The organism is Archangium minus (assembly GCF_044360475.1).
Classification (GTDB): domain Bacteria; phylum Myxococcota; class Myxococcia; order Myxococcales; family Myxococcaceae; genus Archangium; species Archangium minus.
In genome coordinates, this window is record NZ_CP043494.1 from 9,393,455 (window position 1) to 9,419,652 (window position 26,198).

Genomic DNA, 26,198 nt, shown 5'->3' on the forward strand with positions numbered 1-26,198 from the left:
GGAGAGGGCTGGGGTGAGGGTATCGCGAGCCATGGGTTGCCCCCATGGTGAGCGAGCCCCTCGCCCCTACTGCGCCCTGGCACCAAAGGACCGGAGCATGTCCTGGTAGTTGGTCATCAGCTCCTGCTCGCGGGTGAGGACCAGGTCCACGTTGGCGTCTCCATGGACCTTCCGGACGGACCCAAGCTTCTCCGTCTCCTGGACGCGCTGGCGCATGACCTCGATTTGGGGCGCCAGCTCCCGGGCCTGCTCGGGCTTGAGCTTCGCCTGCATCTCCTCGAGCTTCTTGAGCTCGCCGGCCAGGTCCAGCATGGCGGCCATGTGCCGCTGGGTGATGACGTCCGTCACCAGCGCGCCGATGCGGTTGACGTCCTCCTCGGAGAGACCGGCCTCGCGACGTGCCTTGGCCTCGGACTCGGCCTTGCTCTCGATGGCCTTCATGGACTCGCTGAGGCCCGGCCCCTTGCCTGGCGCCTCCGTCCCAGCCGCCAGCCGAGCCTTCGCGGCCTGGAGCTCCTTCGCCATGGCGGAGTAGGCCTCCACCACCTTGCGCTGGTAGCCCACATAGGCGTCCAGCTTCGCCTGGGTGAGGGCGTAGGGCTTGCTGTCATCAAAGTCCTCGACGACCTCGGCCGGGGCTGCCTGCTCGCCCTTGCCGGCCGCCACCCCAGGTTCCGCACGGACAGGCGCGGGGGGCTCGTCCCTCTTGCAGCCGGACACCATTCCCGCGGCGAACAGCACCCACAGCAGCTTGCGCATCCACACTCCTCCAGGGGTCCTCCCCGGTTGGCACGGGGGCGGAGTATACGTCCGCACACGCCCCTCCACGGACGGATTGCATCCGCTCCGGGCGGAATGGGCCTTGGCTGCCTGCCCACCAGAGGGCGAGGCCGTCAGCAGCCAACATTCGCTGTATTACCTTTGACCAACCCGGTCGCGGTCGTGTACGAACCGCGGTTCGTTCAGAGAGGTGGAGGCACCTTGAGGATCTTCCTGGTAAGGCACGGCGAGGCGGACGCGGAAGCCCCCGAGGGGCTCGGCGACGAGGCGCGCGCGCTCACTGCCAAGGCCCGAGCCAGCACGGCCGCACATTTCGCGTCGCTGGCGGAGCGTATCGGTTCTGTCTCGCTCGTACTCGCGAGCCCGTTGGTACGCACGGTACAGACGGCGCAGATGCTCTCCACCATCCTCAAGCATGAGGGGACGCTGCGCGCGCATCGCTGCCTGCTGCCGGACATGCCGGTGGGAGCCGTGGCGCCCGTCATCGACGAGCACACCGGTGAGAACATCGTGCTCGTTGGCCACCAGCCCTCCATGGGCGCCCTGGCCGCTCACCTCCTGGGGATGCAGTCCTTCCCCAAGCAGGTGAACCCGGGCACTGTCATCGCCATCGAGCGTCCGGACTCCACCGAGCCCGGCGCCGCGCCCGCTCCGGCGAAGCTGCTCTTCTTCGCTGCCCCCGGTCAGCAGGTGCTCGACGTCATCCAGCCGTGATGATGGACGAGACCACCTACAACCAGCTCATCTCCGCGGCGTTCAAGCGCATCATGGCCGCCGCGGATGCGCTCGACCCGGACGTGCTCGAGGCGGAGAGCACGGGTGACATGGTCACCCTCACCGCCGCCTCGCGCGAGAAGTGCATCGTCAACACCCAGCGGGCCGTGCGGCAGATTTGGGTCGCCGGCCGCGGGCAGGGCATCCACTTCTCCTATGACGCCGCCAGTGGCTCCTGGAAGGACGACAAGGGCAAGGGGCTGGAGCTGTTCCGCTTCGTGGCAGACGTGGTCCGGGAGATCTCCGGCGAGGAGCTCGCGTACCCGGCGTGAAGCGCTGGGACGGCAGTAAGCTCCTCAAGACCCTCACCCCGTCCCTCTCCCAGGGGGAGAGGGAGAGGGGCTCCAGCTCATTCCGAGACGGACTCCGTGAGCACCGGACGGCCACCTTCGACGCGGTCTCCACCCGCCGCCTGTGCCCGCCTGAGCGAGTCTCCGGCCTCCTTCATGAGGCTGCCGAAGCTGACCTGGGCCTGGCCCTTCGCCGCCGACGGCTCGAAGACGGCCAGCCCTATCGATGCCGTGAGCCCCGGCACCGACTCCACCTCCTTCACCCGCTGCCTCAACCGCTCTGCCACCACCACCGCCCCCTCGAAGGGCGTGTAGGGCAGGAAGACGATGAAGCGCCCTTCGGCGAACGGCACGGCCACGTCGATGTCCCGCAGCGACTCGGTGAGCCGCCGGAGGACCTCCGCCAGCGCGGACGTGCGCTGCGCGGCCGGCAGTGGCGCGATGTGCTCCGCGTACCGGTCCGGCTCCAGCAACAGGTAGGCAATGGGATAGCGGTAGCGACGGCTGCGCTTCACCTCCATGAAGAGCAGCCGCTTGAGGAACTCGAGATCCGAGCCAGAGGACGTCGGCTCGCGGCGTGGCCCCTGGTGCTGCATCAACTGCATCTCGGTCCGCACCACCGACACCATCTCGCGGGCCTTCGAGAGCTGCATCATCAAGCTCACGCAGGACACCACGGTGGCGCGCTTGAGCGGCCCGACCAGGCACGCCTCCGCACCCGCGGCCGACGAGCGCGCCTCCGGCTGCTCCTCTTCCGGCAGGTACAGCAGGAGCACCGGAATGGCCGGAGCCTCCTCCTTCACCTGCCGGCAGAGCCACTCGCCGTCGAAACTCTCCGTGACGGAAGCCAGCACCATCGCGGGCGCCAGCTCGCGCACCCGCTCCAGTGCTTCCCGCACGTCGGTTGCCAACGTCACTTCGTGACTGGCGCTCTCCAGGAACCGACGCAACGCCCCGGCGACCGAGGCGGAGGGCTCCGCGACGAGGATGAAGGCCATCTCAGACCTCCATCACTTCCTTCTCCTTCTTGGAGATGATCTCGTCGACCTTCTTCACGCCGTCGTCCGTCTCCTTCTGCACCTTTTCCGTCAGGCGCTTGGAGTCGTCCTCGGTGATCTTCTTGTCCTTGAGCTGCGCCTTGATGGCCTCGTTGGCGTCGCGGCGGATGTTGCGGATGGCGACCTTGTGGTCCTCGCCCTTGGTCTTCACCTGCTTGGCGATCTCCTTGCGCCGCTCCTCGGTGAGCGGGGGGAAGGGCAGGCGGATGACCTCTCCGTCGTTCATCGGGTTGATGCCGAGGTTGGCCTCGCGGATGGCCTTCTCAATGTCCTTCAGGACGGTCCGCTCCCAGGGCTTGATGACGATCAGCCGGGGCTCGGGCGAGGTGATGTTGGCCACCCCGCTCAGCGGCGTGGGCGTGCCGTAGTAGTCCACCCGGATGCCGTCCAGGAGGTTGGGGCTGGCCCGGCCGGTCCGCACCTTCGTGAGCTCCTTGCGGAGGTCGTCGAGCGTCTTGTCGATACGGCCCTTCAGTTCGGTCACGACGTCTGCCATGTGCAGGTCTCCTTATGAAGCGTCCGTGCTTCTCTCAGGCCCAGGCCGTCTCGCCCACGCCCACCACCGTTCCAATCTCTCCCGCATCGCCAAGAATGGCCTTGCGGATGTTACCGCGCTGGGTGAGATCGAAGACGATGATCGGCAGCTTGTTGTCCATGCAGAGCGAGATGGCCGTGGAGTCCATCACGTTCAGGTTCTGCTTGAGGACGTCCATGTACGTCAGCGTCCGGTAGCGGCGCGCCTCGGGGTCCTTCTTCGGGTCCGCGCTGTAGATTCCGTCCACCTTGGTCGCCTTGAGGATGACCTCGGCGTTGATTTCCATGGCGCGCAGAGAAGCAGCCGTGTCCGTGGTGAAGTACGGGTTGCCGGTGCCCGCCGCGAAGATGACGATGCGGCCCTTCTCCAGGTGGCGCACCGCGCGCCGACGGATGTAGGGCTCGGCGATCTGCTCCATCTTGATGGCCGAGAGTACCCGGGTGTGGCAGCCCTGCTTCTCCAGCGCGTCCTGCATCGCCATGGAGTTGATGCACGTGGCGAGCATGCCCATGTAGTCGGCGCTCGCACGGTCCATCCCCTCGGTGGAGCCGGCCACGCCGCGGAAGATGTTTCCGCCGCCGATAACCACGGCCAGCTCCACGCCCGCATCCGCCACTTCCTTCAACTCCGAGGCGATACGCGTCAGCGTAGGGGGATGAATGCCGTACTTCCCCTCTCCCATCAGGGCTTCGCCCGACAGCTTGAGGAGGATGCGCTTGTACCGTAGGGGTGTGGCTGGAGCGGACATTGGTCCCGCTTCTATCCCTCGACCCGGCGGCGATCAACGCCGGAGTGCCTACGCCGTCCTCCAGTGGCCCCTCTCCTGTCACCCATGCCCCCAAACGGCAAGGGCCGCGCCCCCCCGGAATTTCCGGGACGCGCGGCCCTCTGAAAGCGCCTGGGCGCGGGACGGCTAGGCCTGGCCCAGCGTCTTGGCCACCTCGGCGGCCAGGTCGTCCTTCTTCTTCTCAATGCCCTCGCCCACCTCGTAGCGGACGAAGCGGCGCACGGCGACCTTCTCGCCGATCTTCGCCGCACGCTCGGTGATCATCTCACCGACCTTCTTCTTGTCGTCCTTCACCCAGAGCTGGTCCACGAGGCACACCTGCTCGTAGTACTTCTCCACCTTGCCCACGAGGATCTTGTCCCACATGGCCTCGGGCTTGCCCTGCTGCTTGAGCAGCGCGCGCTGGATGTCCTTCTCCTTCTCCAGCAGGTCGGCGGGGACCTCCTCGCGGCGGACGTACTTGGGGCTGGCCGCGGCAATCTGCATGGCCACGTCCTTCACCAGGTCCTGGAAGTCCGTGTTGCGGGCAACGAAGTCCGTCTCGCAGTTGACCTCCACGATGACGCCGATGCGGCCACCGTGGATGTAGGTGCCGATCACGCCCTCGGCGGCCACGCGGCCTTCCTTGCTGCCGGCCTTGGCGATGCCCTTCTTGCGCAGCCACTCCTCGGCCTTGGCGAAGTCGCCACCGGACTCCGCGAGGGCCTTCTTGCAATCCATCATGCCCGCGCCGGTCTTCTCGCGGAGCTCCTTCACCATCGTGGCGCTGACCTCGGCCATGTTCGTCTCCCAGGGGCCCTCCCCCAGCGCCAGGCACCGGAAGGGGCGTTCAGGTTTGAAGGTACTGCGGGGGTTGAAAACGAAAAGCCGGACGGCGACCAAGCGCCGCCCGGCTGGACTTCACGCACTCCCGAGGGAGCGCGGCGGCATTACTCGGCGGCGGTCTCCCCGCCCTCACCGCCCTCACCGCCCTCACCCGCGGCAGAGGCGGGAGCAGCGCCCTTCATCTCCACGAGAGGCCCGCGGCGGTCGCCACCACGCTCGCCACCCCGGCGGTCACCCCGGTCCCCGCGGCGCGGCCCGCGGCGGTCGCCACGGTCGTCGCGGTCACGGCGCTCGCCACGCTCCTCGCGCGCCTCGTCCTCGTCACGCTCGGCCGCCCCGCTGGCGCGGTAACGGGCCCCGCCCTCGATGCAGGACTCGGCGATCTTCGAGGTGAAGAGCTTGATGGAGCGGATGGCGTCGTCGTTGCCCGGGATGACGAAGTCGATGCCGTCCGGGTCGCAGTTGGTGTCCACCACGCCGATGACGGGGATGCCGAGGCGGTTGGCCTCGTGCACGGCGATGTGCTCCTTCTTCGGGTCGATGACGAAGATGCACTTGGGCAGCTTGGTCATCTCCTTCACGCCGCCCAGGTTCTTCTCCAGCTTCTCGCGCTCACGCTCGAGGGCCGCGACCTCCTTCTTGGGGAGGCGCTCGAAGGTGCCGTCCTCGGCCATCTTCTCCAGGGTCTTCAGGCGATCGATGCCCTGCTTGATCGTCTTGAAGTTGGTCAGCGTGCCACCGAGCCAGCGGCTGGTGACGAAGAACTGACCGGCGCGGCGCGCCTCCTCCTGGATGACGTCCTGGGCCTGCTTCTTGGTGCCGACGAAGAGCACCGAGCCGCCACGGCCGGTGATGTCCGACACGAAGCGGAAGGCCGCGCGGGCCATGTTGACCGTCTTCTGCAGGTCGATGATGTAGATGCCGTTACGGGCGCCGAAGATGTAGGGCTTCATCTTCGGGTTCCAGCGCTTCGTCTGGTGGCCGAAGTGAACACCGGCCTCCAGGAGCTGCCGCATCGTGATGCCGCTGGCGGCGGCCATGGCCTGCTGCTGAGTCGTCTCTTGCGTTTCCATCTCGGTTCTTCCTCCACGCCCGCGGAATTTCCGGCCGCTTGCCCCCCGAGGGAGACACCGAGGACCGGCACGGTCGTGTGTGTAGTGGGGTTGACTGGAACAACAAACCCGTCACCGACCTGGGCCGGCGACGGGCGCGCTTCTCTAACAAAACCCATGCCGGCGGCGCAAGCTTCGCGTCGCCGGATGGGGGTTGGTGGACGGATGCCGGGCACCCGGGGGAGCTCACCGGGGCCCGGTCCACCGGGTACGCCTGCTAGACGCTGGCCTCGGCCGCGCCGTGGCACTTCTTGTACTTCTTGCCACTGCCGCAGGGGCACGGGTCGTTGCGGCCCACCTTGGGACCACCGGCCGAGGCGGCACCGGCGGCCGAACGCGTGTCGGCAGCCGGAGGACGAGCGGCGACGGGCTCGGCCAGCTTGCCCTCGGCGTCCGCGCGGCCTTCCTGCATCTGCCGCTGCCGCTGGGCCATCTGCCGGGCCAGCCGAGCCGCTTCCTCGGCGGCGGCGGAGGCCGCCTTCGCCTGCACCCGCATCATCTGGCTGACGAACTGCGAGCTGATGGCGCCCAGCATCTGGATGAAGCCCGAGTAGCCCTCCTTCTTGTACTCCTGCTTCGGGTCCTTCTGGCCGTAGCCGCGCAGGCCGATGCCCTGGCGCAGGTGGTCCATCGCCAGCAGGTGGTCCTTCCAGAGGGTGTCGATGGTGACCAGGTAGCGCACCTGGAGGAAGCGCAGGAACTCCTCCCCGAACTCCTCCTCGCGGGCCTGAATGACCTTCTCGGCCGCCTTGTAGATGTCCTCCTGGATCTCCTCGCGCGAGCCGGCCTTGAGGAAGGACAGCTCCAGGTTGAGCGTCTCCTTCACGCCGCGGCTGAGCGCCTCCAGGTCCCAGGAAGCGGGGTTGCGCGACGGGCAGTAGGTGTCGGTGAGCGAGACGATGACGTCCTCAATCGCGTCGAGGATCATCTCCTTGTAGTCCGCCCAGGACACGGTCTGCTCGGTGCGGATCTTGGCGCGGGTCTTCTTGTCCTCGTCGTACTCCACCAGCGGGATGCCAGCACCAGCGGCCAGCACCTTGCGGCGCAGCTTGTAGATGGTGCGACGCTGCTGGTTCATCACGTCGTCGTACTCGAGCAGGTTCTTGCGGATGTCGAAGTTGTGACCCTCGACACGCCGCTGGGCGCTCTCGATGGCGCGGCTGAGCCACACGTGCTCGATGACCTCGCCCTCCTCCATGCCCAGGCGCTCCATCAGGCCCGAGATGCGCTCGGACCCGAAGATGCGCATCAGGTCGTCCTCGAGCGACAGGTAGAAGCGGCTACCACCCGGGTCACCCTGGCGTCCCGCGCGGCCACGCAGCTGGTTGTCGATGCGGCGCGACTCGTGGCGCTCGGTGCCGATGATGTAGAGGCCACCGGCGGCCACCACCTCCTCGCGCTCCTTCGCCGTCTGCTCCTTGAACTTCGCCAGCGCCGCCTCGAAGCGCTTCTTGTGCTCCTCGAGCGCCTGCTGGTACGCGGTCATGTCCACCGGCTGACCATCCGCGCTGGGCGGCGGCGGCACGGGCTCGGGGCCCACCTCGGCCTTGGCCATCACCTCGGCGTTACCGCCCAGGAGGATGTCCGTACCGCGGCCGGCCATGTTGGTGGAAATGGTGACGGCGCCCTTGCGACCCGCCTGCGCGACGATGTCCGCCTCGCGCTCGTGCTGCTTGGCGTTGAGCACGTTGTGGGGGATGCCCTGCTTCTTGAGGAAGTTGGCCACCACCTCGCTCTTGGCGATGGACACCGTACCCACCAGCACCGGCTGGCCCTTCTTGTGCAACTCGACGATGTCCTTGGCTACCGCCTCGAACTTCTCGCGCTCCGTCTTGTAGACGACGTCGTCCTGGTCCTTGCGGATCATCGGCCGGTTGGTGGGCACCACCCGGACCTCGAGGTTGTAGATCTTCGCGAACTCCTCGGCCTCGGTGTCGGCGGTGCCGGTCATGCCCGAGAGCTTGGAGTACATGCGGAAGTAGTTCTGGAACGAGATGGTGGCCAGCGTCTGGTTCTCGTTCTCGATCTTCACGCCTTCCTTGGCCTCGACGGCCTGGTGGAGGCCATCCGACCAACGGCGACCGGCCATGAGGCGGCCCGTGAACTCGTCGACGATCATCACCTCGCCGTCACGCACCACGTAGTCGCGGTCACGCTTGTAGAGCGTGTGGGCGCGCAGCGCCTGCTCCACGTGGTGGAGGGTTTCGATCTCGCTGGGATCGTAGAGGTTGCCGATCTTGAGGCGCTGCTGAATCTTCTCGATGCCGGAGTCCGTGAGGGAAACCGATTTGTGCTTCTCGTCCAGGATGTAGTCCTGGTCCGGAACGAGTCCGGGGATCACCTTGTCGACAATGTAGTACTTGTCGGTGGTGTCCTCGGTAGGACCGGAGATGATGAGGGGGGTACGGGCCTCGTCGATGAGGATGGAGTCCACCTCGTCGACGATGGCGTAGTTGAGCTCACGCTGGACGTAGTCCTGCAGACGGAACTTCATGTTGTCGCGCAGGTAGTCGAAGCCGAACTCGTTGTTCTGCCCGTAGGTGATGTCCGCCCGGTAGGCCTCCTGACGCTGCCGGTCATTCAGCTCGTGGAGGATGCAGCCGGTGGTCATGCCCAGGAAGCGGTGCACACGACCCATCCACTCGGAGTCGCGCCGAGCCAGGTAGTCGTTCACCGTCACCACGTGCACACCGCGGCTGGACAGGGCGTTGAGGTACGAGGGCAGCGTGGCGGTGAGCGTCTTGCCCTCACCGGTGCGCATCTCCGCGATGCAGCCCTGGTGGAGGAACATGCCGCCAATCATCTGCACGTCATAGTGCCGCTGGCCGATCACCCGGCGAGCGGCCTCACGGACCAGCGCGAACGCGTCGAACAGCAGGTCGTCCAGCGGGCGGCCGTTCTGCACCTCCTGCTTCATCCGAGCGGTGGCGGCGGCAAAATCCTCATCCTTGAGCGCCCGCATCTTGCTCTCAAGCTCATTGATGCGGGCTACCTTCGGGAGCGCTTTCCTGAGCTCGCGCTCATTCTTCGTCCCGATGATCTTCTTCAGCGTCCATTCGATCATGCGATTCTGACTCTCTCGCCGGAGAATCCTCGAAGGAGCGCGGCGAGTGAAGGGAAATCCCTGGATTGTAGGTGGGATGTAGGAAGGAAACCACGGGTTTCCCCCGAGTCATTCCACTTGGTTGGCCGCCGCGCGAGCGGCAGGACAGAGTAAAGCGGAACCGAGGCCACGCAATGCCCTCTCGTCGAAAAGAAGCCCATCGTCCAGTCAGGCGTCCTGCTCCCCGTCCGCAGAAGGGCACTACCTCTTCTCGGAGTGCGAAGCCATCGCCTACACCGTTTCCTTCCATTCCGCCGCGGGTGAAACCCCCGCCCATTCCGGAGGACACCCTCCCCGCACAACCCGGGCGGTGGCTGTGGACCTGCCGCGCCGGCTTCGAGCCGCACCTGTTCGAAGAGCTGGCGTGGGCGGGAGCATCCCCCCGAATGCTCGGCGAGGTGCTCGTGGAGAGCGAGAAGCGCCCGACAGAGCCCCCCGTCTTCGCCCGCACCGGCATTCGCGTGCTGGCCTCGTTCCCTACCGATCAGACGCCCGAGCAGCTGGCCGAGGCCATCGCCGCCCGGACGGCCGAGGCCGCCCCGGCCGGCTCGCTCGTCTTACAGGCCTTCCTCCCAGACAGCCCGGCAGGCAACCGACTGGCGGACGAGGCGGATGCCTTGCTGGAAGCCGTACGTGCCCGCCTGCCTGCCGACAGGCTGCTGGAGGAGACCTGGCGCGCCCGAGAAGCAAGCGCGACGCTCGTGGAGCTGTGCGTCGCCCCCGGGGTGGTGATGGTGGGCTCGGTGCCCGCCAGGGAGGCGCTGTCGCTCGCTCCGGGCGGACGCCAGCGGATGCGGCGCTCGGGCGACTCCCCCTCACGCGCGGCAATGAAGCTGGAGGAGGCGCTGGTCAGCCTGCCCTTCGAGCCGGGCCGAGGCGAAGTGTGCGTGGACCTCGGCGCCGCACCGGGCGGTTGGACACAGCGGCTGGTGGCGCGCGGGGCGCGGGTGATTGCCGTGGACCCGGCGAAGCTGATGCCGGAGCTCGCCAGGCAACCGCGCGTGGAGCACGTGCAGGAGAGCGCCTTTTCCTACGCGCCGGAGGAGCCGGCCGATTGGCTCTTCTGTGACATGGCCTGGCGTCCGCTCGAGGTGGCGCAGCTCCTGGCCAAGTGGGGCCGGCGCGGCTGGGCCACCCACCTGGTGGCCAACATCAAGCTCCCCATAAAGGACAAGAACCCCATCCTCGTGCGGGTGCGTCACATCCTCACGCAGGACGGAGGCTGGCAGGGGCTGACCATGCGTCAGCTCTACCATGACCGGGACGAAGTCACCGTCACCGCGCACCGGGGCCTGTAACCTGCCCTCGGAGTGAATCCCCTCTCCCCCTGGGAGAGGGCCAGGGTGAGGGTCTACCCGCCCGCCCTCACGGACCCCCTGCGCGGCTCCGCCGCTCGCGCTAAAGAGCGGCCATGCCCTACGCCATCGACGAAGCCATGGCCACCGCGCTGGTGACCCTCTACCCGCGACTCGTGCAGCGCTCGCCCGAGCCCGTAAAGGTCGCGCTTCAGCGACTGCTCGACGAGGAGCACGCGCGCCGAGGCGTGCCGGACGCGACGGGCGCGCTCAACCCACTCGCCCTCACGCAGGGGACGCTGCTCAAGGAGGAGTTCGACCTCTCCACGCACGCGCACCACTCGGGCTGGACGGTGGGCGCGCTCATCGCGGACGTGAAGGCGATGATCCACCACAACGCGCGCCACGGCTTCCCCGCGGGGGACGCGATGCTGCGCAGCGTGGTGAAGTCCCTGCAGGACCAGTTCCCCGGGGCGAAGGTGGTCCGACTGCAGGGGGACAACTTCGCCGCGCTGCTGGTACCCACCTCGGGGCTCTCGGTGACGGAGGAGTTGCGTGCGTCCGCCCGCTCCCGGCTCATCACGGACGCACGCGCCACCCTGCCCGAGGGCGCCGAGCCTCCGGACTTCACTGTCGCACTGCTAGAGCTCACCATCGAGCAACCCACCCACTGGCAGGTGCTGGGACCACTCGTCTGGGGCGAGCTCGAGCGCGCCTATACCCTGGAGCGGATGGGCACCGCCGGGGGCCTGCAGCGCCGACGGCTGCAGCTCGGCGGCTTCGTGCCCGTTCGCTCCGAGCCCTGAAAACGCAAAAGGGGCGAGGGCCGTCGACCCTCCCCCCATGCTCTCGCAGGAGCGCTCCTCTACTCCTCGAGGATGAACTTGCGCGGGTTCTGCGGGATGCCGTTGACGCGCACCTCGTAGTGCAGGTGCGGACCGGTGGAGCGGCCGGTGTTGCCCACGGCCGCAATCGGCACGCCGCGCTTCACGCGATCGCCCGCCTTCACCAGGATCTTCGACAGGTGGCCGAAGCGCGTCTTGATGCCGTAGCCATGGTCGATGACGATCACGTTGCCGTAACCGCCCTCGAGACCCGCGAACACCACCGTGCCATCCGACGGCGCGTTGACCTCCTTGCCGTGCGGGGCCGCGATGTCCATACCCGCGTGCGTCACCCGCTCCGCCGTGTAGGGATCCAACCGCTGACCGAAGTCACTCGTCACCCAACCGCGCGTCGGCCAGATGGACGGGGTCGAGGCCAGCAGCGACTTCTGGTCCTGGAAGTAGGCCTGCATCTCCTGAAGGCTCTGCTCCTGGCGGGTGGCCTCGGCGCTCAGCCGATCCAACTTCCCCACCAGCGCCTTCGGAGACTCCATGCTGGTCAGCTCGGTGAACTGCGTCTCCGTGGCGGGCGCCCCCACACCGGGCGCCTGCTCCACCGGGCCCATGGCCAGGTTGCGCTGCGGATCCGACAGCAGCGTGATGGAGCGCAGCTTCTGATCGAAACGCTCCACCCGGTCCAACGTGGAGCCGATGTGCTCGATGCGCTCGCGCACCGTCTTCAACTGGCCCCGCAGCGTCAGGTTCTCCTCACGGAGAATGCGATTCTCCGCCGCGTCCCGGGCCACCTGGAAATAGTGGAAGGTGGCCCCCAGGGCCAGACCCGCCATCAACAACACCCCGCCGCCCACCTGAAGGATGAGCGACCTTGAGACGTTGAACCGCCTGACCGGGGAGTTATGGTCCGCGATCAACATCAGGGTGTAGGACTTTTTCGCCTTCGCCAATTCCAGCTCCCTTGTGCGCCTCTGCGCTTCGGCGTGCGAACCCGGGGCGAGAGGTTAGGTCGTCCCCGAGCGCGTTTCATCTCCCCCACGCCCTGCAGCCCAGCTCTCCGTCGACTACCGTGACTCTCAAGTCACGGGAATCGTTTGGGCAGCTATCACCCGACTTCTGAGGGTGTCAAGTTGGGACACACGACACCCGAGGCTCCACGTTCATCCTGGTGGAACAATTCCAGTCGCCCAATCCGGGCGACCGATTCAGGCCGTCATCTGCACCACGATGACCGAGATGTTGTCGTCGCCACCACGCTCGTTCGCCAGGTCAATGAGACGCTTGGGGATGTCCGCGAGATTGGAGGTGGCCTGCACCACCTCGTGGATCTCCCGGTCCTCCACCATGTTGGCGAGACCATCCGAGCACAGCAGGAAGACGTCTCCTGCCTCCGCCACCACACCCATCACGTCCACCTGGACTTCCTCTTCGAAGCCCACGGAGCGCGTGATGATGTTCTTGTAGCGGGAGTGCTTGGCCTCCTCGGGGGTGATCATCCCGGCCTTGATCTGCTCGTTGACCAGCGAGTGGTCCTCGGAGATCTGCTGGATGAGGGCACCCCGGACGAGGTAGGCGCGGCTGTCACCCACGTGCGCGAAGAACGCGTGGTTGTCGCGCACGACGAGCGAGATGACGGTGGTGCCCATGCCCGACAGGCGCGGATCCTCCTGCGCAGTGGTGAAGATGGCCAGACAGGCCTTCTCCACCGCCGAGCGCAAGGCATCCGGCAGGAGCGCGTCCTGCAGGTTGGGACTGGTGACGAACGGGTTGTCCCGGCTGTCCCGGGCCCGTCTCAGCTCCTTGTCGATGGTCTCGACGGCGATGCGGGAGGCAGTACCGCCCCCAGCATGGCCACCCATGCCATCCGCGACGACGTAGAGCTGCAGCTCGTCGTCGATCAGGAAACTGTCTTCGTTGTGGTTGCGCTTACGCCCCACATCCGTGAGGCCGGCCGAGACGACCTTCATGCGGGGAGCCGCGGTCTGCCCTGCGGTTCTAGACACGGCGTGGATGCTATGTGAGGGACCTTATCGGAGCAAGGAGGCGTTGCACGTACCCGCCTACGCGGTGCGGCGCAGTCGACTCCGGGACCCGCCATCCGGAGTCGGCTCCCGCCTGGCCCGGGGGGGTCCGGACGCCCGGTGGGCCGAACGGACCAGGGCCTCGGCTGCCCCCAGCGCCTCGCGCGTCACCTCTACTCCGGACATCATGCGCGCCAGCTCCTGAGTCCGCTCGGAGCCCGCCTCCAGGGGCACAACCTCGGAGACGGTGCGCTCACCCTTAAGTCCCTTGCGGATGAGCAGGTGGGCGTCCGCGTAGGCCGCCACCTGCGGCAGGTGGGTGATGCACAACACCTGCCGGTGGCTGCTGACGTCCTTGATCATCCGACCCACCACGTCGGCAATGGCGCCGCTGACCCCGGAGTCCGCCTCGTCCAGGATGTAGCAGCCACAGCCATCACTGTCCGCCAGCGCACGCTTGAGGGCCAACAGGAGGCGCGAGGCCTCACCGCCCGAAGCCACCCTGGCCAGCGGCCGGGACGGCTCACCCGGGTTGGCGCTGAAGAAGAACTCCACCTCGTCCAGACCCTCGGCCTTGAGCTGGGTGCCAGGCGTCACGCGCACCTCAAAGGCCGCCTTGCCCAGCGCCAACTGCCCCAGGCCCTCACGCACCTGGACTCCAAAAGTGCCGGCACACGCGATGCGCGCCCGCGAGAGAGCCTCGCCACTGCGACGCGCGCGCTCCTCGACCGCCTTGCGCTCACGGGCGAGCTGCTCCAGCACTTCCTGCCGGTTGTCCAGCGTGGACAGCTCCGTCTCCAGCGCGTCGCGCTTCTGCAGCACGCCCTCCAGGTTGGTGGCGTGCTTGCGGCACAACCGCTTGAGGGCATCCAGGCGATCCTCCACCTCACCCAACCGAGCCGGGTCAGACTCCAGACCCTCCACGTACCGGTTGAGTCGGCGCTGCGCCTCCTCCAGCTCCGACAGGGCCGAGCCCAGCGCCTCAGCGACGGGAGCCAGCGAGGCATCACACTTGGTCGCCTCGTTCACCAGCCCCAGCGCGCGGCCCACCGTCTCCACCGCGCTCGACTCCTCACCGCCGAGCAGCAGCTCCGCCTCAGCCCCCTGACGCTTGAGCTTCTCCGACCCGGCCAGCCGGCGCCGCTCGGCATCCAGCCGCACGTCCTCGCCCGGCTCCGGGTCCAGGCGGGTGATCTCCTCCAGTTGGAAACGGAGGAACTCGGCACGCTCACGCAGACGGGACTCGTCCCCGCCCAGCGCCTCCATGCGCGCCACCACCTCCGCCACAGCGGCGTAGTCCCGCCCATAGGCGGCGAGCTGCTCCTCCAACCGCCCGTACCGATCCAACAGCACCCGGTGCAGCCCGGCGTCGAAGAGGCTCACGTGCTCGTGCTGGCCGGCAATGTCCACCGCGCCACGCATGAACCGGGCGAGCACGCCCACCGTCACCATGGAGCCATTGATGTAGGCCTTGGCCCGGCCATTGCGGCCCACCACCCGGCGCACCAGCACCTCCTCACCGAGGTCCGGCACCCCCAGCTCCTCCATGCGCGCGGCCAGCACCGGGGTGCGCTCGAAGACGCCCTCCACCGAAGCCTCATCGCAGCCCGCGCGGATGGCGTCCGCATCCGCCCGGCCGCCCAGCAGCAGCCCGAGCGCATCCACCAGGATGGACTTGCCCGCCCCCGTTTCGCCCGTGAGCACGGTCAGGCCGGCCCCGAACGTCACCTCCACCTCCTCAATCACCGCCACATTCGAAATGCGCAAGCCCAGCAGCACGGTGCCCTCCTTCGCCATTCGGACCGTACCTGAACAACCTAGCAGTGGGCTCTGACACTGCACAAGCGTTCCGGCCCGTGGCTCGTGCGGCAGCTTGCATGCACGGAGGGTGATGTGAGCAGTCGGACTCTCGTGTAGTCCTCCTGGGTCACTCGCCTTGGAAGAGGTCGACGAGATCCTGTTCGGTCAGGAGCTTGCCGAAGTCTGCATCCGCGCTGAGCACTCCCGCGGCCAGATCCTTCTTACGCTTCTGGAGACTGAGAATCTTTTCCTCCACAGTGCCGCGGGTAATGAGCTTGTAGCTGATGACCGCGCGCGTCTGGCCGATGCGGTGGGTACGGTCCGTGGCCTGATCCTCCACGGCGGGGTTCCACCAAGGATCGTAGTGGATGACGTAGTCGGCCGCGGTGAGGTTGAGGCCGGTGCCACCCGCCTTGAGGCTGATGAAGAAGAGCGGCGGCCCGTCGGCACGGTTGAACTCGTCCACCTTGCCCATGCGGTCCTTCGTCCGGCCGTCCAGGTAGAGGTAGCTCAGGCCCCGACGCTCCGCCTCGCCCTTGAGCAGCTCCAGCATCTCGGTGAACTGGCTGAAGACGAGCGCGCGGTGGCCCTCGGCGACGAGGTCGTCCACGAGCTGACCGAAGCGCTCCAGCTTCGCGCTGCCAGGCAGCAGCGTGCCGGGCGGCATCTTGAGCAGGCGCGGATCGCAGCACACCTGGCGCAGGCGCATGAGGGCCGCGAGGATGGAGACGCGGCTGCGCTTGAAGCCCATCTTCTCGATGGACTCGTTCACCTTGCGGCGGCTCTCCTCGAGCACCTCGCGGTAGAGCGCCGCCTGACCGGGCTCCATCTCGCACCAGGCCACGCTCTCCGTCTTGGGCGGCAGATCCTTGGCCACCTCCGTCTTCAGACGGCGCAAGATGAAGGGCTGGATGCGGCGGCGCAGGCGGTCGCGCACCGCACCGTCGTTGGCCACCTGAATGGGCTGCTCGAAGCGATCGCTGAACCCCTCCGCGCTGCCGAGGAACCCCGGCATCAGGAAGTCGAAGAGGCTCCACAACTCGCTGAGCCGGTTCTCCAGCGGCGTACCCGTGAGCGCAAGGCGCGTGTCGCTCGGCAGCGACTTGCAGGCCTGCGCCGTGGCGCTGTCCGCGTTCTTGATGTTCTGCGCCTCGTCGAGAATGATGTAGCGGAAGCCCACTTGGCTGAGCGCTTCCAGGTCGCGCCGCACCAGCGCGTAGGAGGTGAGCACAAGGTCCGCACCCTTGAGATCCTCAACGCGCTCCTTGCGATCCTGTCCGTGCCAGACAACGGTCTTGAGGCTTGGGGTGAAGCGCTCGGCCTCGCGCTCCCAGTTGGCGAGCACGCTGGTGGGCGCCACCACGAGCGACGGCTTGCGGCCCTCCTCGTTGGCCACCTTCTGCAAGAGGCTCAGGGACTGGATCGTCTTTCCGAGACCCATGTCGTCCGCGAGGATGCCGGACAGCCCGTGCCGATGGAGGAACCACAGCCAGGAGAGACCCGCCTCCTGGTAGTGGCGGAGCGTGGCGTTGAGACCATCGGGCAGCGCCACCTTGGGCACGCCGTTGGTGTCGCGCAGCTCCGTCATCGCCTTGCGCGCCTTGGTCTCCACCTCGGTGTACTCGCCGAGCTCGACGAGCAGATCCAGGGCAACGGCCTGATGCAGCGGAAGGCGCGTGCGGGTGCGGCCGGGCATGGCACCGGCCTCCTCCAAGAGGTCCGCAGCACGCTTGAGCTCCGCGATGTCCGCCTCGGCATAGGTGCCGTCCTTCAGGGGCACGAAGCGCCGGCCCGAGTCGAGCCACATGCGCACGGCGCCCAGGTCCACCGCCTGATCATCGGTGATGAACTCGGCATCCAGGTCGAACCAGCTCACCCCGCTCATCCCCACGCGGATGCGCGGACGCAGCTTGGGCCGCAGGCGCACCTTGGGGGCCTGCACGCCGTAGCGCTCCCAGTCCTCGGGCAGTGACGCGAGGCCGCGCGCCCAGAACTCGATGGCTCCATCCCCACTGCCCTCATAGGCGTGGGTATGGCCGTCATAGCGCAGCCCCAGCTCCTGCAGGCGCTTGCCCGCGGCGCGCTCGAGCTCCTCGCGACGCCGGTACAGCTTGCGACCCTCTGAGCCCACGCCACTGGCGTAACCCAGGTGCGCGGCGTTGGGAGAGACGGGGACAGTCGTCTGCCCGTAGCGCGCGGCGAGCTGCACCTTCACGCGCTCAGCGGAGCCCTCGAGCGTAAGAAGGAAGCGCGGCTCCACGGACTCATCCACGTCGATGTCGTCCGCCTTGAGCGCCATGCGGAAGCGCGGCAGGTGGGCAGCGAAGAACGTGAGCACGCGGTCCAACTGCCCCACCGGGAACGCCATGGTGGGCTCTAGCATCCACTTGCGCACCAGGCGCGGCGGCAGGTCCGGCTCCACCGGGTAGAGCGACTGCCCAGAGATGATCCACGTGCGCATGCCCGCCAGCAGGATGACGTCCTTGAGGGACACGCTCGTCTCGTCCGGCATGAGCAGCTCGATGCGAGCGGTCGCTCCATCCGGACGGGACTCGAGGTGGATCTGCGGCCGCACCGGCTGCTCCGAGAAGAGGAGCGCGGTGCCGCGGTAGATCACACGGCGCTGGCGCAGGAAGTCGAACAGCTCGCACAGGTCCTCGTCCGAGAGGACGACGCGCGAGTCGTACCGCTGCTCGTGCCGAGCGAGCACAATGAAGATGCGCTCGTCCGCCGGGGCGATGCGGGTGCCGGCCTGGAGCATGCGCTTCACATGCACCGGCCCCTTCATCTGGGCGTCCTGGCGGCGCACGTCCACCAGCCAGTGGCGGCCACCAGGGCCCGTGTTGGAGGGAGTGAGCCGGTAGAGGAACTCGTAGTCCGGCAGGGCGGAGAGGCCCAGCCAGCTCTCCACCTTGGCAAGCGCGGGAAGGCTCACCGCGTCCATCAAAGGCGAGTCCTCCGCCGTGGGGACAGGCGCCTCGGAGTCAGCATCCGCCTCACCCTCTGGCGAGGACTCGGCGGCCTCCTGCGCAGGGGAGACAGCAGCGGTGGGCGCGGCGGCAGCGGACGCGGCGGCAGCGGCGGTCGCGCTCGAGGCGATCATCGAAGCACGCAGGCGAGCAGCGAAGACGAGCGCTGCAGCCACCACGTGCTTGCAGTGCGGGCCGTAGACGTTCCAGGACGGGCAGGTGCACTTGGAGGTGGCCTTGCCATCGCCCACCTCAAGGGCGACCTCGTAACGCTCCTCGGGCGAGGAGGAGCCAGCCACCTGGGCGCGGATGCGGTTGCCTTCCCGTTGGAGGCCAAAGACGCGGCGCGTCTCCGCGACCTCGCGGCCCTTCTTGAAGGTGGTGGGCTGAACCTCCGCCTTGAGGGCGCGGAGCCACTGGCCATCAAGCGGGAAAGGAGCTTCTCGGGTGTCGGCGGTGGAGGGCACGTTCTCTCAAGTCCCATCCCCCCGGTACGAGGGGAATCCATTCGATTACCACAGACGGGGCAGGCTCCGTCGCGGGAAAAATGAAGGGCGGTGGCCGAGCGATGGTCGCTCGGTCTTCCACCGCACGGCTCGCGGGTGTGCGAGCATCGGCAGTCGAAATGGAACGCCCCACACGGCCCCGAGTTTTCGTCACGCGACAACTTCCCGGCGACGCCCTCGCCCGGCTGGCCGCTCAGGTCTCACTCAGAGTGTGGGAAGAACAGCTACCTCCCCCACGGGAAGTGCTGCTGGCAGAAACCCGGGAAGTAGAGGGGCTTATCACCCTGCTGACCGACCGGGTGGACGAGCCCCTCCTCGAAGGAGCCCCTCGCCTGCGAGCCGTCAGCAACGTGGCCGTGGGCTACGACAACATCGACGTGGCGGCGTGCACAGCGCGGCGCATCCCGGTGGGAAACACGCCCGGGGTGCTCACAGAGACGACGGCGGACTTCGCCTTCGCCCTGTTGATGGGGCTGGCGCGGCGCGTGGCGGAAGCAGATGCGTACGTGCGCACGGGCCAGTGGAGGACGTGGGAGCCCGGCCTGCTGCTGGGGACGGACGTGCACGGGGCGACGCTGGGACTCGTGGGACTGGGCGCGATTGGCGCGGCGATGGCCCGGCGGGCGCGTGGCTTCGGGATGAGGGTCCTGTACGTCAACCGCCGGGCTCGGCCGGACCTGGAGGCGGAGCTAGGGCTCACGCGCGTGGACAAGGCCACGCTGCTGGCCGAGTCGGACTTCGTCTCGCTGCACGTCCCCCTGAATGTTGAAACCCGGCACTGGCTGGGACGGGCGGACTTCGCAGCGATGAAGCCGGGGGCGCTCCTGGTGAACACGGCACGAGGGGCGGTGGTGGACCCGGCCGCCCTGGCCGAGGCGCTGGCGAGCGGACACCTGGGCGGCGCTGCGTTGGATGTGACGGAGCCGGAACCACTGCCGTTGGACAGCCCGTTGTTGAAGCTCCCCAACGTCTTGCTCGCTCCGCACATCGCGAGCGCGAGCCACGCCACCCGAGGCCGCATGGCCTCCATGGCGGTCGACAATCTCCTCGCCGCGCTGGAAGGGCGAAAACCACCTCACTGCGTCAACCCGGAGCTCTTCACATGAGCAACAACTCCCCCCTGTTCATTCCCGGCCACGACTCCACCCTCCTCGAGGACGTGAAGGCACGCATCCGCGACGTGCCGGACTTCCCCAAGCCGGGAATCCTCTTCAAGGATGTGACGCCGGTGCTGGCGGATCCGCACCTCTTCGGGCGAGTGGTGAACGCGATGGCGGCACCCTTCCGCGGCCGGCACATCACCAAGGTGGTGGGCATGGAGGCGCGCGGCTTTCTGGTGGGAGCGCCCGTCGCCCTCGCGCTCCACGCGGGCTTCGCGCCGGCGCGCAAGCCAGGGAAGCTGCCCTACAAGACGGTGACGGAGCGCTACGCGCTGGAATACGGCGATGACGGACTGCAGCTCCACGAGGACGCGGTGGGCCGCGGGGACCGGGTGCTCATCGTGGACGACCTGCTGGCCACAGGTGGCACCGCGGAGGCCACGGCGAAGCTGGTGACGAAGCTGGGAGGCGAGGTGGTGGGCTTCAGCTTCCTCATCTCGCTGGACTTCCTGCCCGGGCGCGAGCGACTGGGCCCCGAGAAGGTCTGCGCGCTGATCTCCTATTGAGACCGCCCCTCCCCTTCTTCAGGGGAAGCATGGGATGCATCCTCCGAAACGCCCACCAGGTCTCGGATGACACGCAGCACCTCGCCAGGGTCGATGGGTTTGACCATGTGCACATCGAACCCCGCCGCGAGCGCACGGCGGCAGTCGGAGTCCTGACCGTAGCCGGTGACGGCAACCAGCTTGATGCCCGCGAGAGCGGGCTCCTGGCGAATCCTCGACGCGAGCTCGTAACCGTCCATCACCGGGAGGCCCACATCCAACAGCGCGACGTGCGGTCGAAACGCGTTGGCCTCCGAAAGCCCAGCGGGACCATCAAAGGCCATCCGCGTGACGTAGCCCCTCGAGTCCAGCAGCTCGGAGAGCAGCTCGGCCGCATCACGGTTGTCGTCCACGACCAGGAGTCGCACGGAGCGCGCCGCCCCTTGGACGGACGCTTCGGATGAAGGGCGCCGGTGCTCGTCAGCCGCTGAGGCGCGCGGCGTGACGAGCGGCAGACGCACCACGAACTCGCTCCCACGGCCCAGGCCCTCACTCCACGCCGAGACGGTACCGCCATGGAGCTCAACCAAACTGCGAACGATCGCCAGGCCCAGCCCCAATCCCCCTTGGGAACGGTCCAGTGACCGACCCTCCTGGACGAACATGTCGAAGACCTTCGGCAGCACATCGGGGGCGATGCCCGCTCCGTTGTCCCGAACCCGAAGCACGGCCTGCCCTCCTTCACACGTCGTGGTGACGACGATACGCCCACCGGGCTCCGTGTACTTCGCGGCGTTGTTGAGGAGATTCGCCACGACTTGCGCGAGCCGGGCCGGATCTCCATCGACGAAGAGAGGTTCGCTCGCCTGGGGCAGTTCCAGGTGATGCGACCGCTGCTCCAGCAGGGGACTCGCCATCTCGACGGCCTTGACCAGGACGGTCATCAGTTCGATGCAGCCTCGCTTGAGCTGGATCTTGCCGCGCGTGATGCGCGAGACGTCGAGGAGGTCATCCACGAGGCGGACGAGGTGTTCGACCTGCCGCGAGATGATCGTCCGCTCGCGCTCGAAGGCGCCCCCCTCCTTCATGCGCATCAGGTGGAGCGCCGTGATCATCGGCGCGAGCGGATTGCGGAGCTCATGACCGAGCATCGCGAGGAACTCGTCCTTCCGGCGGTCCGCCTCCCTCGACTCTTGATAGAGGCGAGCGTTGTCGAGCGCCACTCCCGCCCGAAAGCCCAGCTCCTCGACGAGCTCCAGGGATTCGGTGTCGTAACGACCCGTGTCCTCCGAGCCCAGCACGATGGCCCCCAGGGCTCGGCCTCGAGCGGAGATCGGAACGATGACCGAGTTGTTCGTGACACACGATCGCGGCGTGTCCGCTGTCGCGAGCAGGGACCGGGCCAACTCACATGCCATCTCGACCCGATCCGGGTCGCGGTGGACGGCCACCGTCCTCACCTCGTCGACACCGGACGGTGAGCGTTCCTCCACCTGCAACACGACCCAGTCACCCAACAGCGGCACCAACAGGTGGGCAACCTGGGTGAGGGACATCCCCAGATCGAGCGAGGAGCCGAGGATGGCGCTCGCCTCCGACAGGATATCCGCCCGCTGCTGCCTCGCTTCCGCGATGAGCCGGGCACACCGCTCGGCCTCGAGCAACCGGGCGCGCTCACACGCCTGTGCCGCTTGCTGGGCGATCGCATGGATGAACGCACGCTCATCATCCGCGAAGCGTCGGGACTCGGAGAAGCCGAAGCCGAGGACGCCGAGACACTGCTCGCCGACCACCAGGGGTACGGCGGCGAAGCCCTTGGAGGGAGGAGGTGCATCACCTCGGAAGACGCCAAGCTTCCGGCGAAAGGCCTCCGCGATCGGCAGGTCGGCGTTCGCCGGAATGCGTTGGTAGCCGCGCAGGAGCGTCCCGGAGTAGCCCACACTGCGGAGCAGCCTCAGCTCGGACCCGGATTCATCCGCCAGGAACATGAGCCCCGCGTGGGCGCCCATGGCGGCCAATCCCCGGGAGAGGATCACGTCCGCGATTCGTGGGAAGGTATGGGTACGGGAAAGCTCATCCGAGACGGCGTGGAGCGTCGCGAGCACGGCGTTCACCCGGGCGAGGCGACCCCGCTCCTCGGCGAGCTCACGCCGCGCGCGCGCCTCACGGCTCGACTGCATCGCGAGCGCCACCTGGTTCGCGATCGTCTGGAGCAGGTGACGCTCGTGCGCGGTGGGGAAGTTCGTGCGCCACGAGCCGACGATGACCGTGCCCGACCCACCCAGTGTCGAGACCGCGATCACGCGCACGGTTTTCCGGCCCACGGTGTTCGGCCGTGGCAGCTCGAAGCTCACCGGCGAATCCGGGCTCGCACCACGCCCCACGGACAGGAGCGCCTCGCGATCCAGCTCCGCCGGAAAGCGGTGCTCGAGGACCCCCTCCGGACCCTGGAGCCACAGGAGGGCCACGTCGAGACGGAGCAGGTCAACGAGGACGTCGAGACCACTCGCGGCGATCTCCCCCGGTTCCCTGCCCTGCCAGACGGAAGGCAGCTCGAGCAGCGCGAACAGGTCATTGACCTGTCGGCGAAGCGCGAGCGCTCCCAACTCGGCGAGATCCGAAAGCCGGAAGACTGTCCCCTCGCGAATCAAGTGGACGACCTTCCTGGCTCAGTCTTGTTCGTTCGTCGGCGAGGAACCGAGAAGCACCTTGGGCGGGACATAGAACGGGTTCTCGCGGACCACTCCATCGACGAGGGCGAAGGGGTGGGACCGCAGCACGTCCATGATGGTCGCGCCACTGAACCGGTTGACATCGTAGACGCAGATCGCGGGCTGCTTCAGCCGGTTGAGCAGGAGGTTGACGCGCGATTCGTAGTCGATGAAGCGCTCCACTCCAGGCCGCTCCTCGAGCACCCACTCCATGTGGCCCATCATCCGAACGCGCGAGAAGCCCTCGGCCCGGCTCGTCATCACCAGCTCCTCGATGAGCGCCATCATCGTATCGCCGTCGAATCGACCCTCCTTGAGGTAGGCGTCGTTCCACCCCAGCACCTCGAGCTGCCCCGTCCTCAGGCAGTTGCTGGTGGGCACCCCCATCGCCTCGAGGCGTCTCAGGTGGTCATGTTTCTGGTTGGGATCGCAGATGTGGACGGCCTTCTCGCCAGCGTCGATTCCGTCTCGGATATAGGAGCGGAGCACCTCGAACTCTTCCTCACGCGAGCGGAAGAACGCGGCGATATGGAAGTGCTCGAGACGGGTTCCCGCAATGGTCACTTCCTTCAAGGCAGTCTCTTTCACGACCATCCCCCCGGGAAGACAACGCAATCGTTGTCGCTGAAAATACGCTCATCGCGAAGGAATGGGGCCGCACGGGCCCTCGAGCCGTCCGCTGAACGACAGCGGCGTGTCTGGAACATGGCACCCGAACTGGATCTGGGGGGGTGGGAGATCCACCGGAGCTCATTGCTCGCAATTCCACACTCGAGGGGCGCTTAAGAGAGCTTTTGCGGCACCGAGGGAGTCCAGCAGCGGTCCTGCACCCGGGGGAGCGATCATGACACGCAGCGTCACATTCCTTCTGACGGCCACCATCGCCGCCATCACCTTGTTCACCGGGTGCTGCATCCCCGTCTTCTGGGACGAGCCCGACGAAGAGCCCTGCGCCCCGAAGACGTGCGAGCAACTGGGAGCCACCTGCGGCACCCCCTTCGATGGGTGTGGAGGAACGCTGTCCTGTGGAAGCTGCACCGCGCCCTCCACTTGCGGCGGTGGCGGCGAGAGCTACACCTGCGGCTGCACCCCACGCACATGCGCGCAGCTCGGAACCAATTGCGGCGAGGTATCCGACGGGTGCGGAGGGACGCTCTCCTGCGGAAGCTGCACCGCGCCGACCTCATGCGGCGGCGGAGGCAGGGCCAACGTGTGCGGCTGCACCCCACGTCAGCAATGCGACCTCTCCGAAGGTGAATGCGGCGTCGCACCCGATGGCTGCGGAGGCGTCATCTCCTGCGGCACGTGCGCCGCCCCGGAGGTGTGCGGTGGTCGTGGTCAGGCCAACACCTGCGCCATCCCCGCGTCCGAGCGCTGGTGCAACGAGGACGGCTGGTGCTGGGAGGCGCCGCTTCCGCACGGGTATGCGCTGAAGGGAGCCCACTTCCGTGCCGCCAACGACGGCTGGGCCGTGGGAGAGGGCGGCCACATCCAGCACTGGGACGGCACGAAGTGGACGCGCGTGCCCAGCGGTACGACCAGCGACCTGAGTGACGTGCGCGCCGTGTCCGCCACCGACGTGTGGACGGTGGGCAGCACCGGCACCGTGCTGCGCTCCTCGGGCGCCACCTTCGCACCCGTCGCTTCCGGCACCACTCAGAACCTCAGTGCCCTCTGGGCTTCCGGGTCGAATGACGTCTGGACCGTGGGCAACGCTGGCACGGTGCTGCGCAACCAGGGCAGCGGCTTCAAGCCCGTGGCCTCGAGCACCACCCAAAAGCTCAACGACGTATGGGGCAGTGGCCCGAACGATGTCTGGGTCGTGGGGAATGGCGGCACCTTGCGTCACCACGACGGCACCACCTTCGCGGCCATCGACGCGGGCACCTCCCTGCCCCTCTACGAGGTGACGGGCTCGGGCCCCAACGACGTCTGGACCGTCACCTCCGAGGACCCCTGCCTCTTCTGCAACGACTACGGCATCGTTTACCGCGTCACGCCCGGCGGCCTCTCCGAGAGCCTCCGCATCGACGACCAGCTCTTCCACGTGTACTCCGCTGGCCCCTCCGCGGCATTCGCCTTCGGTGACGGCTCGCACTACCACTGGAATGGCACGGGCTGGCGCGCGATCTCGGGACGAAGCGGAGGAATCCTCGCGAGCAGCAGCCCCAACGATGTGTGGCTCCTGGACGACTACGGCTACGTCGAGCGATGGAACGGAACGCAGTGGTCGATCCAGACGCCGGTCCGCTTGTCGATGAACGTCCAGGACGTGCACGGCAGCGCCGCGAACAACGTGTGGGCGGTGGGGAGCGGAGGCCAGGTACAGAACTGGAATGGCGGCGGTTGGTTGGAGCGGACCGCCCCCTACAACTCGTCGTTCATCCAGACCCGTGGCGTCTACGCGGCTTCACCCACCGCGGTCTGGATGGTCACCCTCGACTCTTCCTACAGCGCTGGCGGCAGCAGCAGCAGCAACTACAACCATATCTACCGTTGGAACGGGACGAGCTTCGTGAAGGAGCTCGAGTCCAACGCCCAGGGACTGCTCGCGGTGCATGGCAGCTCGGAGACGGACGTCTGGGCCGTGGGCACCTCCGGCGAGGCCATTCACTTCGATGGCACCCGCTGGACGCATCAGCCCACGGGTGTAACGGCGGCGCTCAACGATGTCTGGGTCCATGGGCCGTCGCTCGCCATTGCCGTGGGCAGCGCGGGCACCATCCAGATGTGGAACGGGACCACCTGGTCCGCGATGAGCTCCGGCACCAGCGTGGCGCTCAACAGTGTCTGGGGCAGCGGACCCAAGGACATCTGGGCCGCGGGCGCCAACGGCACGCTGCTGCGCTACAACGGCACCCTCTGGAGTCCCGTGACGAGCGGCACCACGGTTCCCCTGAACGCCCTCTGGGGCGTCTCTCCGACGGCGGTGTGGGCCACGGGAGACAAGGGAACGCTGCTGCGCTTCGACGGCACGAAGTGGACCTCCGAGCGCACGGGCACCCTCCGCACTCTGCATGGGCTGTGGGCCGCCTCCGCGTCCGATGTGTGGCTCATGGGCGACTCCGCCATCCTCCACAAGCCCTGAAGCCCACCTCCCCCCCTTCAACCACAACCTTTCCCTGGCTGAATCCATGACACCCGACTC

20 protein-coding genes are annotated in these 26,198 nt (G+C 67.5%); 7 read left to right on the forward strand and 13 right to left on the reverse strand.

From position 1 onward, the window contains the following. Positions 1-66: 66 nt before the first annotated feature. The gene (locus F0U60_RS38250) at positions 67-759 is read right to left on the reverse strand and encodes a hypothetical protein (protein ID WP_395807071.1); all 693 of its coding nucleotides are present in this window, start codon (positions 757-759) and stop codon (positions 67-69) included. A 222-nt stretch (positions 760-981) separates the two neighbouring features. Between F0U60_RS38250 and F0U60_RS38255 the strand changes: the two genes are divergently transcribed. Together F0U60_RS38255 and cyaY are read left to right on the forward strand one after the other, a co-directional pair. After that, positions 982-1,494, forward strand: coding sequence for a SixA phosphatase family protein (locus tag F0U60_RS38255; RefSeq protein WP_395807073.1), 513 nt, complete (start codon positions 982-984; stop codon positions 1,492-1,494). Next, a complete protein-coding gene (gene cyaY, locus F0U60_RS38260; RefSeq protein WP_395807075.1) occupies positions 1,494-1,826 on the forward strand; it encodes an iron donor protein CyaY in 333 nt (110 codons plus the stop codon). Before F0U60_RS38255 ends, cyaY begins: the two co-directional genes overlap by 1 nt. A gap of 77 nt (positions 1,827-1,903) precedes the next feature. Here cyaY and F0U60_RS38265 read toward each other — a convergent pair whose 3' ends face one another. The 6 genes from F0U60_RS38265 to secA all read right to left on the reverse strand — a co-directional run bounded on the left by F0U60_RS38265 (position 1,904) and on the right by secA (position 9,225). Then, a complete protein-coding gene (locus tag F0U60_RS38265) occupies positions 1,904-2,842 on the reverse strand; it encodes a diguanylate cyclase (RefSeq protein WP_395807077.1) in 939 nt (312 codons plus the stop codon). A 1-nt stretch (position 2,843) separates the two neighbouring features. Further along, positions 2,844-3,398 carry a ribosome recycling factor gene (gene frr, locus F0U60_RS38270; protein WP_203406598.1) on the reverse strand — a complete coding sequence of 185 codons (555 nt, stop codon included), beginning with the start codon at positions 3,396-3,398 and terminating at the stop codon, positions 2,844-2,846. A gap of 34 nt (positions 3,399-3,432) precedes the next feature. Further along, positions 3,433-4,185, reverse strand: coding sequence for a UMP kinase (gene pyrH, locus F0U60_RS38275; protein WP_395807080.1), 753 nt, complete (start codon positions 4,183-4,185; stop codon positions 3,433-3,435). Positions 4,186-4,350: 165 nt separating this feature from the next. Continuing rightward, positions 4,351-5,004 carry a translation elongation factor Ts gene (tsf, locus tag F0U60_RS38280; RefSeq protein WP_395807082.1) on the reverse strand — a complete coding sequence of 218 codons (654 nt, stop codon included), beginning with the start codon at positions 5,002-5,004 and terminating at the stop codon, positions 4,351-4,353. A gap of 149 nt (positions 5,005-5,153) precedes the next feature. Continuing rightward, the gene (gene rpsB / locus F0U60_RS38285; protein WP_395807084.1) at positions 5,154-6,122 is read right to left on the reverse strand and encodes a 30S ribosomal protein S2; all 969 of its coding nucleotides are present in this window, start codon (positions 6,120-6,122) and stop codon (positions 5,154-5,156) included. Positions 6,123-6,378: 256 nt separating this feature from the next. Next, complete coding sequence (gene secA, locus F0U60_RS38290; RefSeq protein WP_395807086.1) at positions 6,379-9,225, reverse strand: preprotein translocase subunit SecA; 2,847 nt, start codon at positions 9,223-9,225, stop codon at positions 6,379-6,381. A 314-nt stretch (positions 9,226-9,539) separates the two neighbouring features. Here secA and rlmM point away from each other — a divergent pair, with 314 nt between their 5' ends. Together rlmM and F0U60_RS38300 are read left to right on the forward strand one after the other, a co-directional pair. Further along, entirely contained in the window at positions 9,540-10,562 is a 1,023-nt protein-coding gene (gene rlmM, locus F0U60_RS38295; protein ID WP_395825631.1) for a 23S rRNA (cytidine(2498)-2'-O)-methyltransferase RlmM, read from the forward strand. A gap of 113 nt (positions 10,563-10,675) precedes the next feature. Then, positions 10,676-11,365, forward strand: a complete 690-nt coding sequence (locus F0U60_RS38300) for a diguanylate cyclase domain-containing protein (RefSeq protein WP_395807088.1) — start codon at positions 10,676-10,678, stop codon at positions 11,363-11,365. Between the two features lie 59 nt (positions 11,366-11,424). On the opposite strand, the gene F0U60_RS38305 is transcribed toward F0U60_RS38300, so the two are convergent. From F0U60_RS38305 to F0U60_RS38320, 4 genes are all read right to left on the reverse strand, one after another. After that, entirely contained in the window at positions 11,425-12,318 is an 894-nt protein-coding gene (locus F0U60_RS38305) for a M23 family metallopeptidase (protein WP_395825634.1), read from the reverse strand. A 285-nt stretch (positions 12,319-12,603) separates the two neighbouring features. Then, positions 12,604-13,365, reverse strand: coding sequence for a Stp1/IreP family PP2C-type Ser/Thr phosphatase (locus F0U60_RS38310; RefSeq protein WP_395807090.1), 762 nt, complete (start codon positions 13,363-13,365; stop codon positions 12,604-12,606). Between the two features lie 93 nt (positions 13,366-13,458). After that, the gene (gene recN / locus F0U60_RS38315; protein ID WP_395825637.1) at positions 13,459-15,198 is read right to left on the reverse strand and encodes a DNA repair protein RecN; all 1,740 of its coding nucleotides are present in this window, start codon (positions 15,196-15,198) and stop codon (positions 13,459-13,461) included. A gap of 148 nt (positions 15,199-15,346) precedes the next feature. Further along, positions 15,347-18,655: an SNF2-related protein gene (locus tag F0U60_RS38320; RefSeq protein WP_395807092.1), complete on the reverse strand. Its 3,309-nt coding sequence runs from the start codon at positions 18,653-18,655 to the stop codon at positions 15,347-15,349. A 158-nt stretch (positions 18,656-18,813) separates the two neighbouring features. Between F0U60_RS38320 and F0U60_RS38325 the strand changes: the two genes are divergently transcribed. Both F0U60_RS38325 and F0U60_RS38330 read left to right on the forward strand, forming a co-directional pair. After that, complete coding sequence (locus tag F0U60_RS38325; protein ID WP_395807094.1) at positions 18,814-19,800, forward strand: 2-hydroxyacid dehydrogenase; 987 nt, start codon at positions 18,814-18,816, stop codon at positions 19,798-19,800. Next, entirely contained in the window at positions 19,797-20,360 is a 564-nt protein-coding gene (locus tag F0U60_RS38330; protein WP_395807097.1) for an adenine phosphoribosyltransferase, read from the forward strand. Before F0U60_RS38325 ends, F0U60_RS38330 begins: the two co-directional genes overlap by 4 nt. Here F0U60_RS38330 and F0U60_RS38335 read toward each other — a convergent pair. After that, positions 20,354-22,990, reverse strand: a complete 2,637-nt coding sequence (locus tag F0U60_RS38335) for an ATP-binding protein (RefSeq protein ID WP_395807099.1) — start codon at positions 22,988-22,990, stop codon at positions 20,354-20,356. The genes F0U60_RS38330 and F0U60_RS38335 overlap by 7 nt on opposite strands. 18 nt (positions 22,991-23,008) lie before the next feature. Continuing rightward, positions 23,009-23,614: an MEDS domain-containing protein gene (locus F0U60_RS38340; protein WP_395825640.1), complete on the reverse strand. Its 606-nt coding sequence runs from the start codon at positions 23,612-23,614 to the stop codon at positions 23,009-23,011. Between the two features lie 280 nt (positions 23,615-23,894). On the opposite strand from F0U60_RS38340, the gene F0U60_RS38345 reads away from it, so the two are divergent. Next, positions 23,895-26,138, forward strand: a complete 2,244-nt coding sequence (locus F0U60_RS38345; protein ID WP_395807101.1) for a WD40/YVTN/BNR-like repeat-containing protein — start codon at positions 23,895-23,897, stop codon at positions 26,136-26,138. Positions 26,139-26,198 lie beyond the last annotated feature (60 nt).

Bases quoted from the DNA above. Each gene is read 5' to 3' on its own strand.
- cyaY (WP_395807075.1), top strand. From the start codon at position 1,494: ATGATGGACGAGACCACCTACAACCAGCTCATCTCCGCGGCGTTCAAG.
- F0U60_RS38265 (WP_395807077.1), bottom strand. From the start codon at position 2,842: ATGGCCTTCATCCTCGTCGCGGAGCCCTCCGCCTCGGTCGCCGGGGCG.
- tsf (WP_395807082.1), bottom strand. From the start codon at position 5,004: ATGGCCGAGGTCAGCGCCACGATGGTGAAGGAGCTCCGCGAGAAGACC.
- pyrH (WP_395807080.1), bottom strand. From the start codon at position 4,185: ATGTCCGCTCCAGCCACACCCCTACGGTACAAGCGCATCCTCCTCAAG.
- rpsB (WP_395807084.1), bottom strand. From the start codon at position 6,122: ATGGAAACGCAAGAGACGACTCAGCAGCAGGCCATGGCCGCCGCCAGC.
- F0U60_RS38325 (WP_395807094.1), top strand. From the start codon at position 18,814: ATGGAACGCCCCACACGGCCCCGAGTTTTCGTCACGCGACAACTTCCC.
- F0U60_RS38310 (WP_395807090.1), bottom strand. From the start codon at position 13,365: ATGAAGGTCGTCTCGGCCGGCCTCACGGATGTGGGGCGTAAGCGCAAC.
- F0U60_RS38345 (WP_395807101.1), top strand. From the start codon at position 23,895: ATGACACGCAGCGTCACATTCCTTCTGACGGCCACCATCGCCGCCATC.
- frr (WP_203406598.1), bottom strand. From the start codon at position 3,398: ATGGCAGACGTCGTGACCGAACTGAAGGGCCGTATCGACAAGACGCTC.
- F0U60_RS38305 (WP_395825634.1), bottom strand. From the start codon at position 12,318: ATGTTGATCGCGGACCATAACTCCCCGGTCAGGCGGTTCAACGTCTCA.
- F0U60_RS38330 (WP_395807097.1), top strand. From the start codon at position 19,797: ATGAGCAACAACTCCCCCCTGTTCATTCCCGGCCACGACTCCACCCTC.
- F0U60_RS38300 (WP_395807088.1), top strand. From the start codon at position 10,676: ATGCCCTACGCCATCGACGAAGCCATGGCCACCGCGCTGGTGACCCTC.
- secA (WP_395807086.1), bottom strand. From the start codon at position 9,225: ATGATCGAATGGACGCTGAAGAAGATCATCGGGACGAAGAATGAGCGC.
- F0U60_RS38250 (WP_395807071.1), bottom strand. From the start codon at position 759: ATGCGCAAGCTGCTGTGGGTGCTGTTCGCCGCGGGAATGGTGTCCGGC.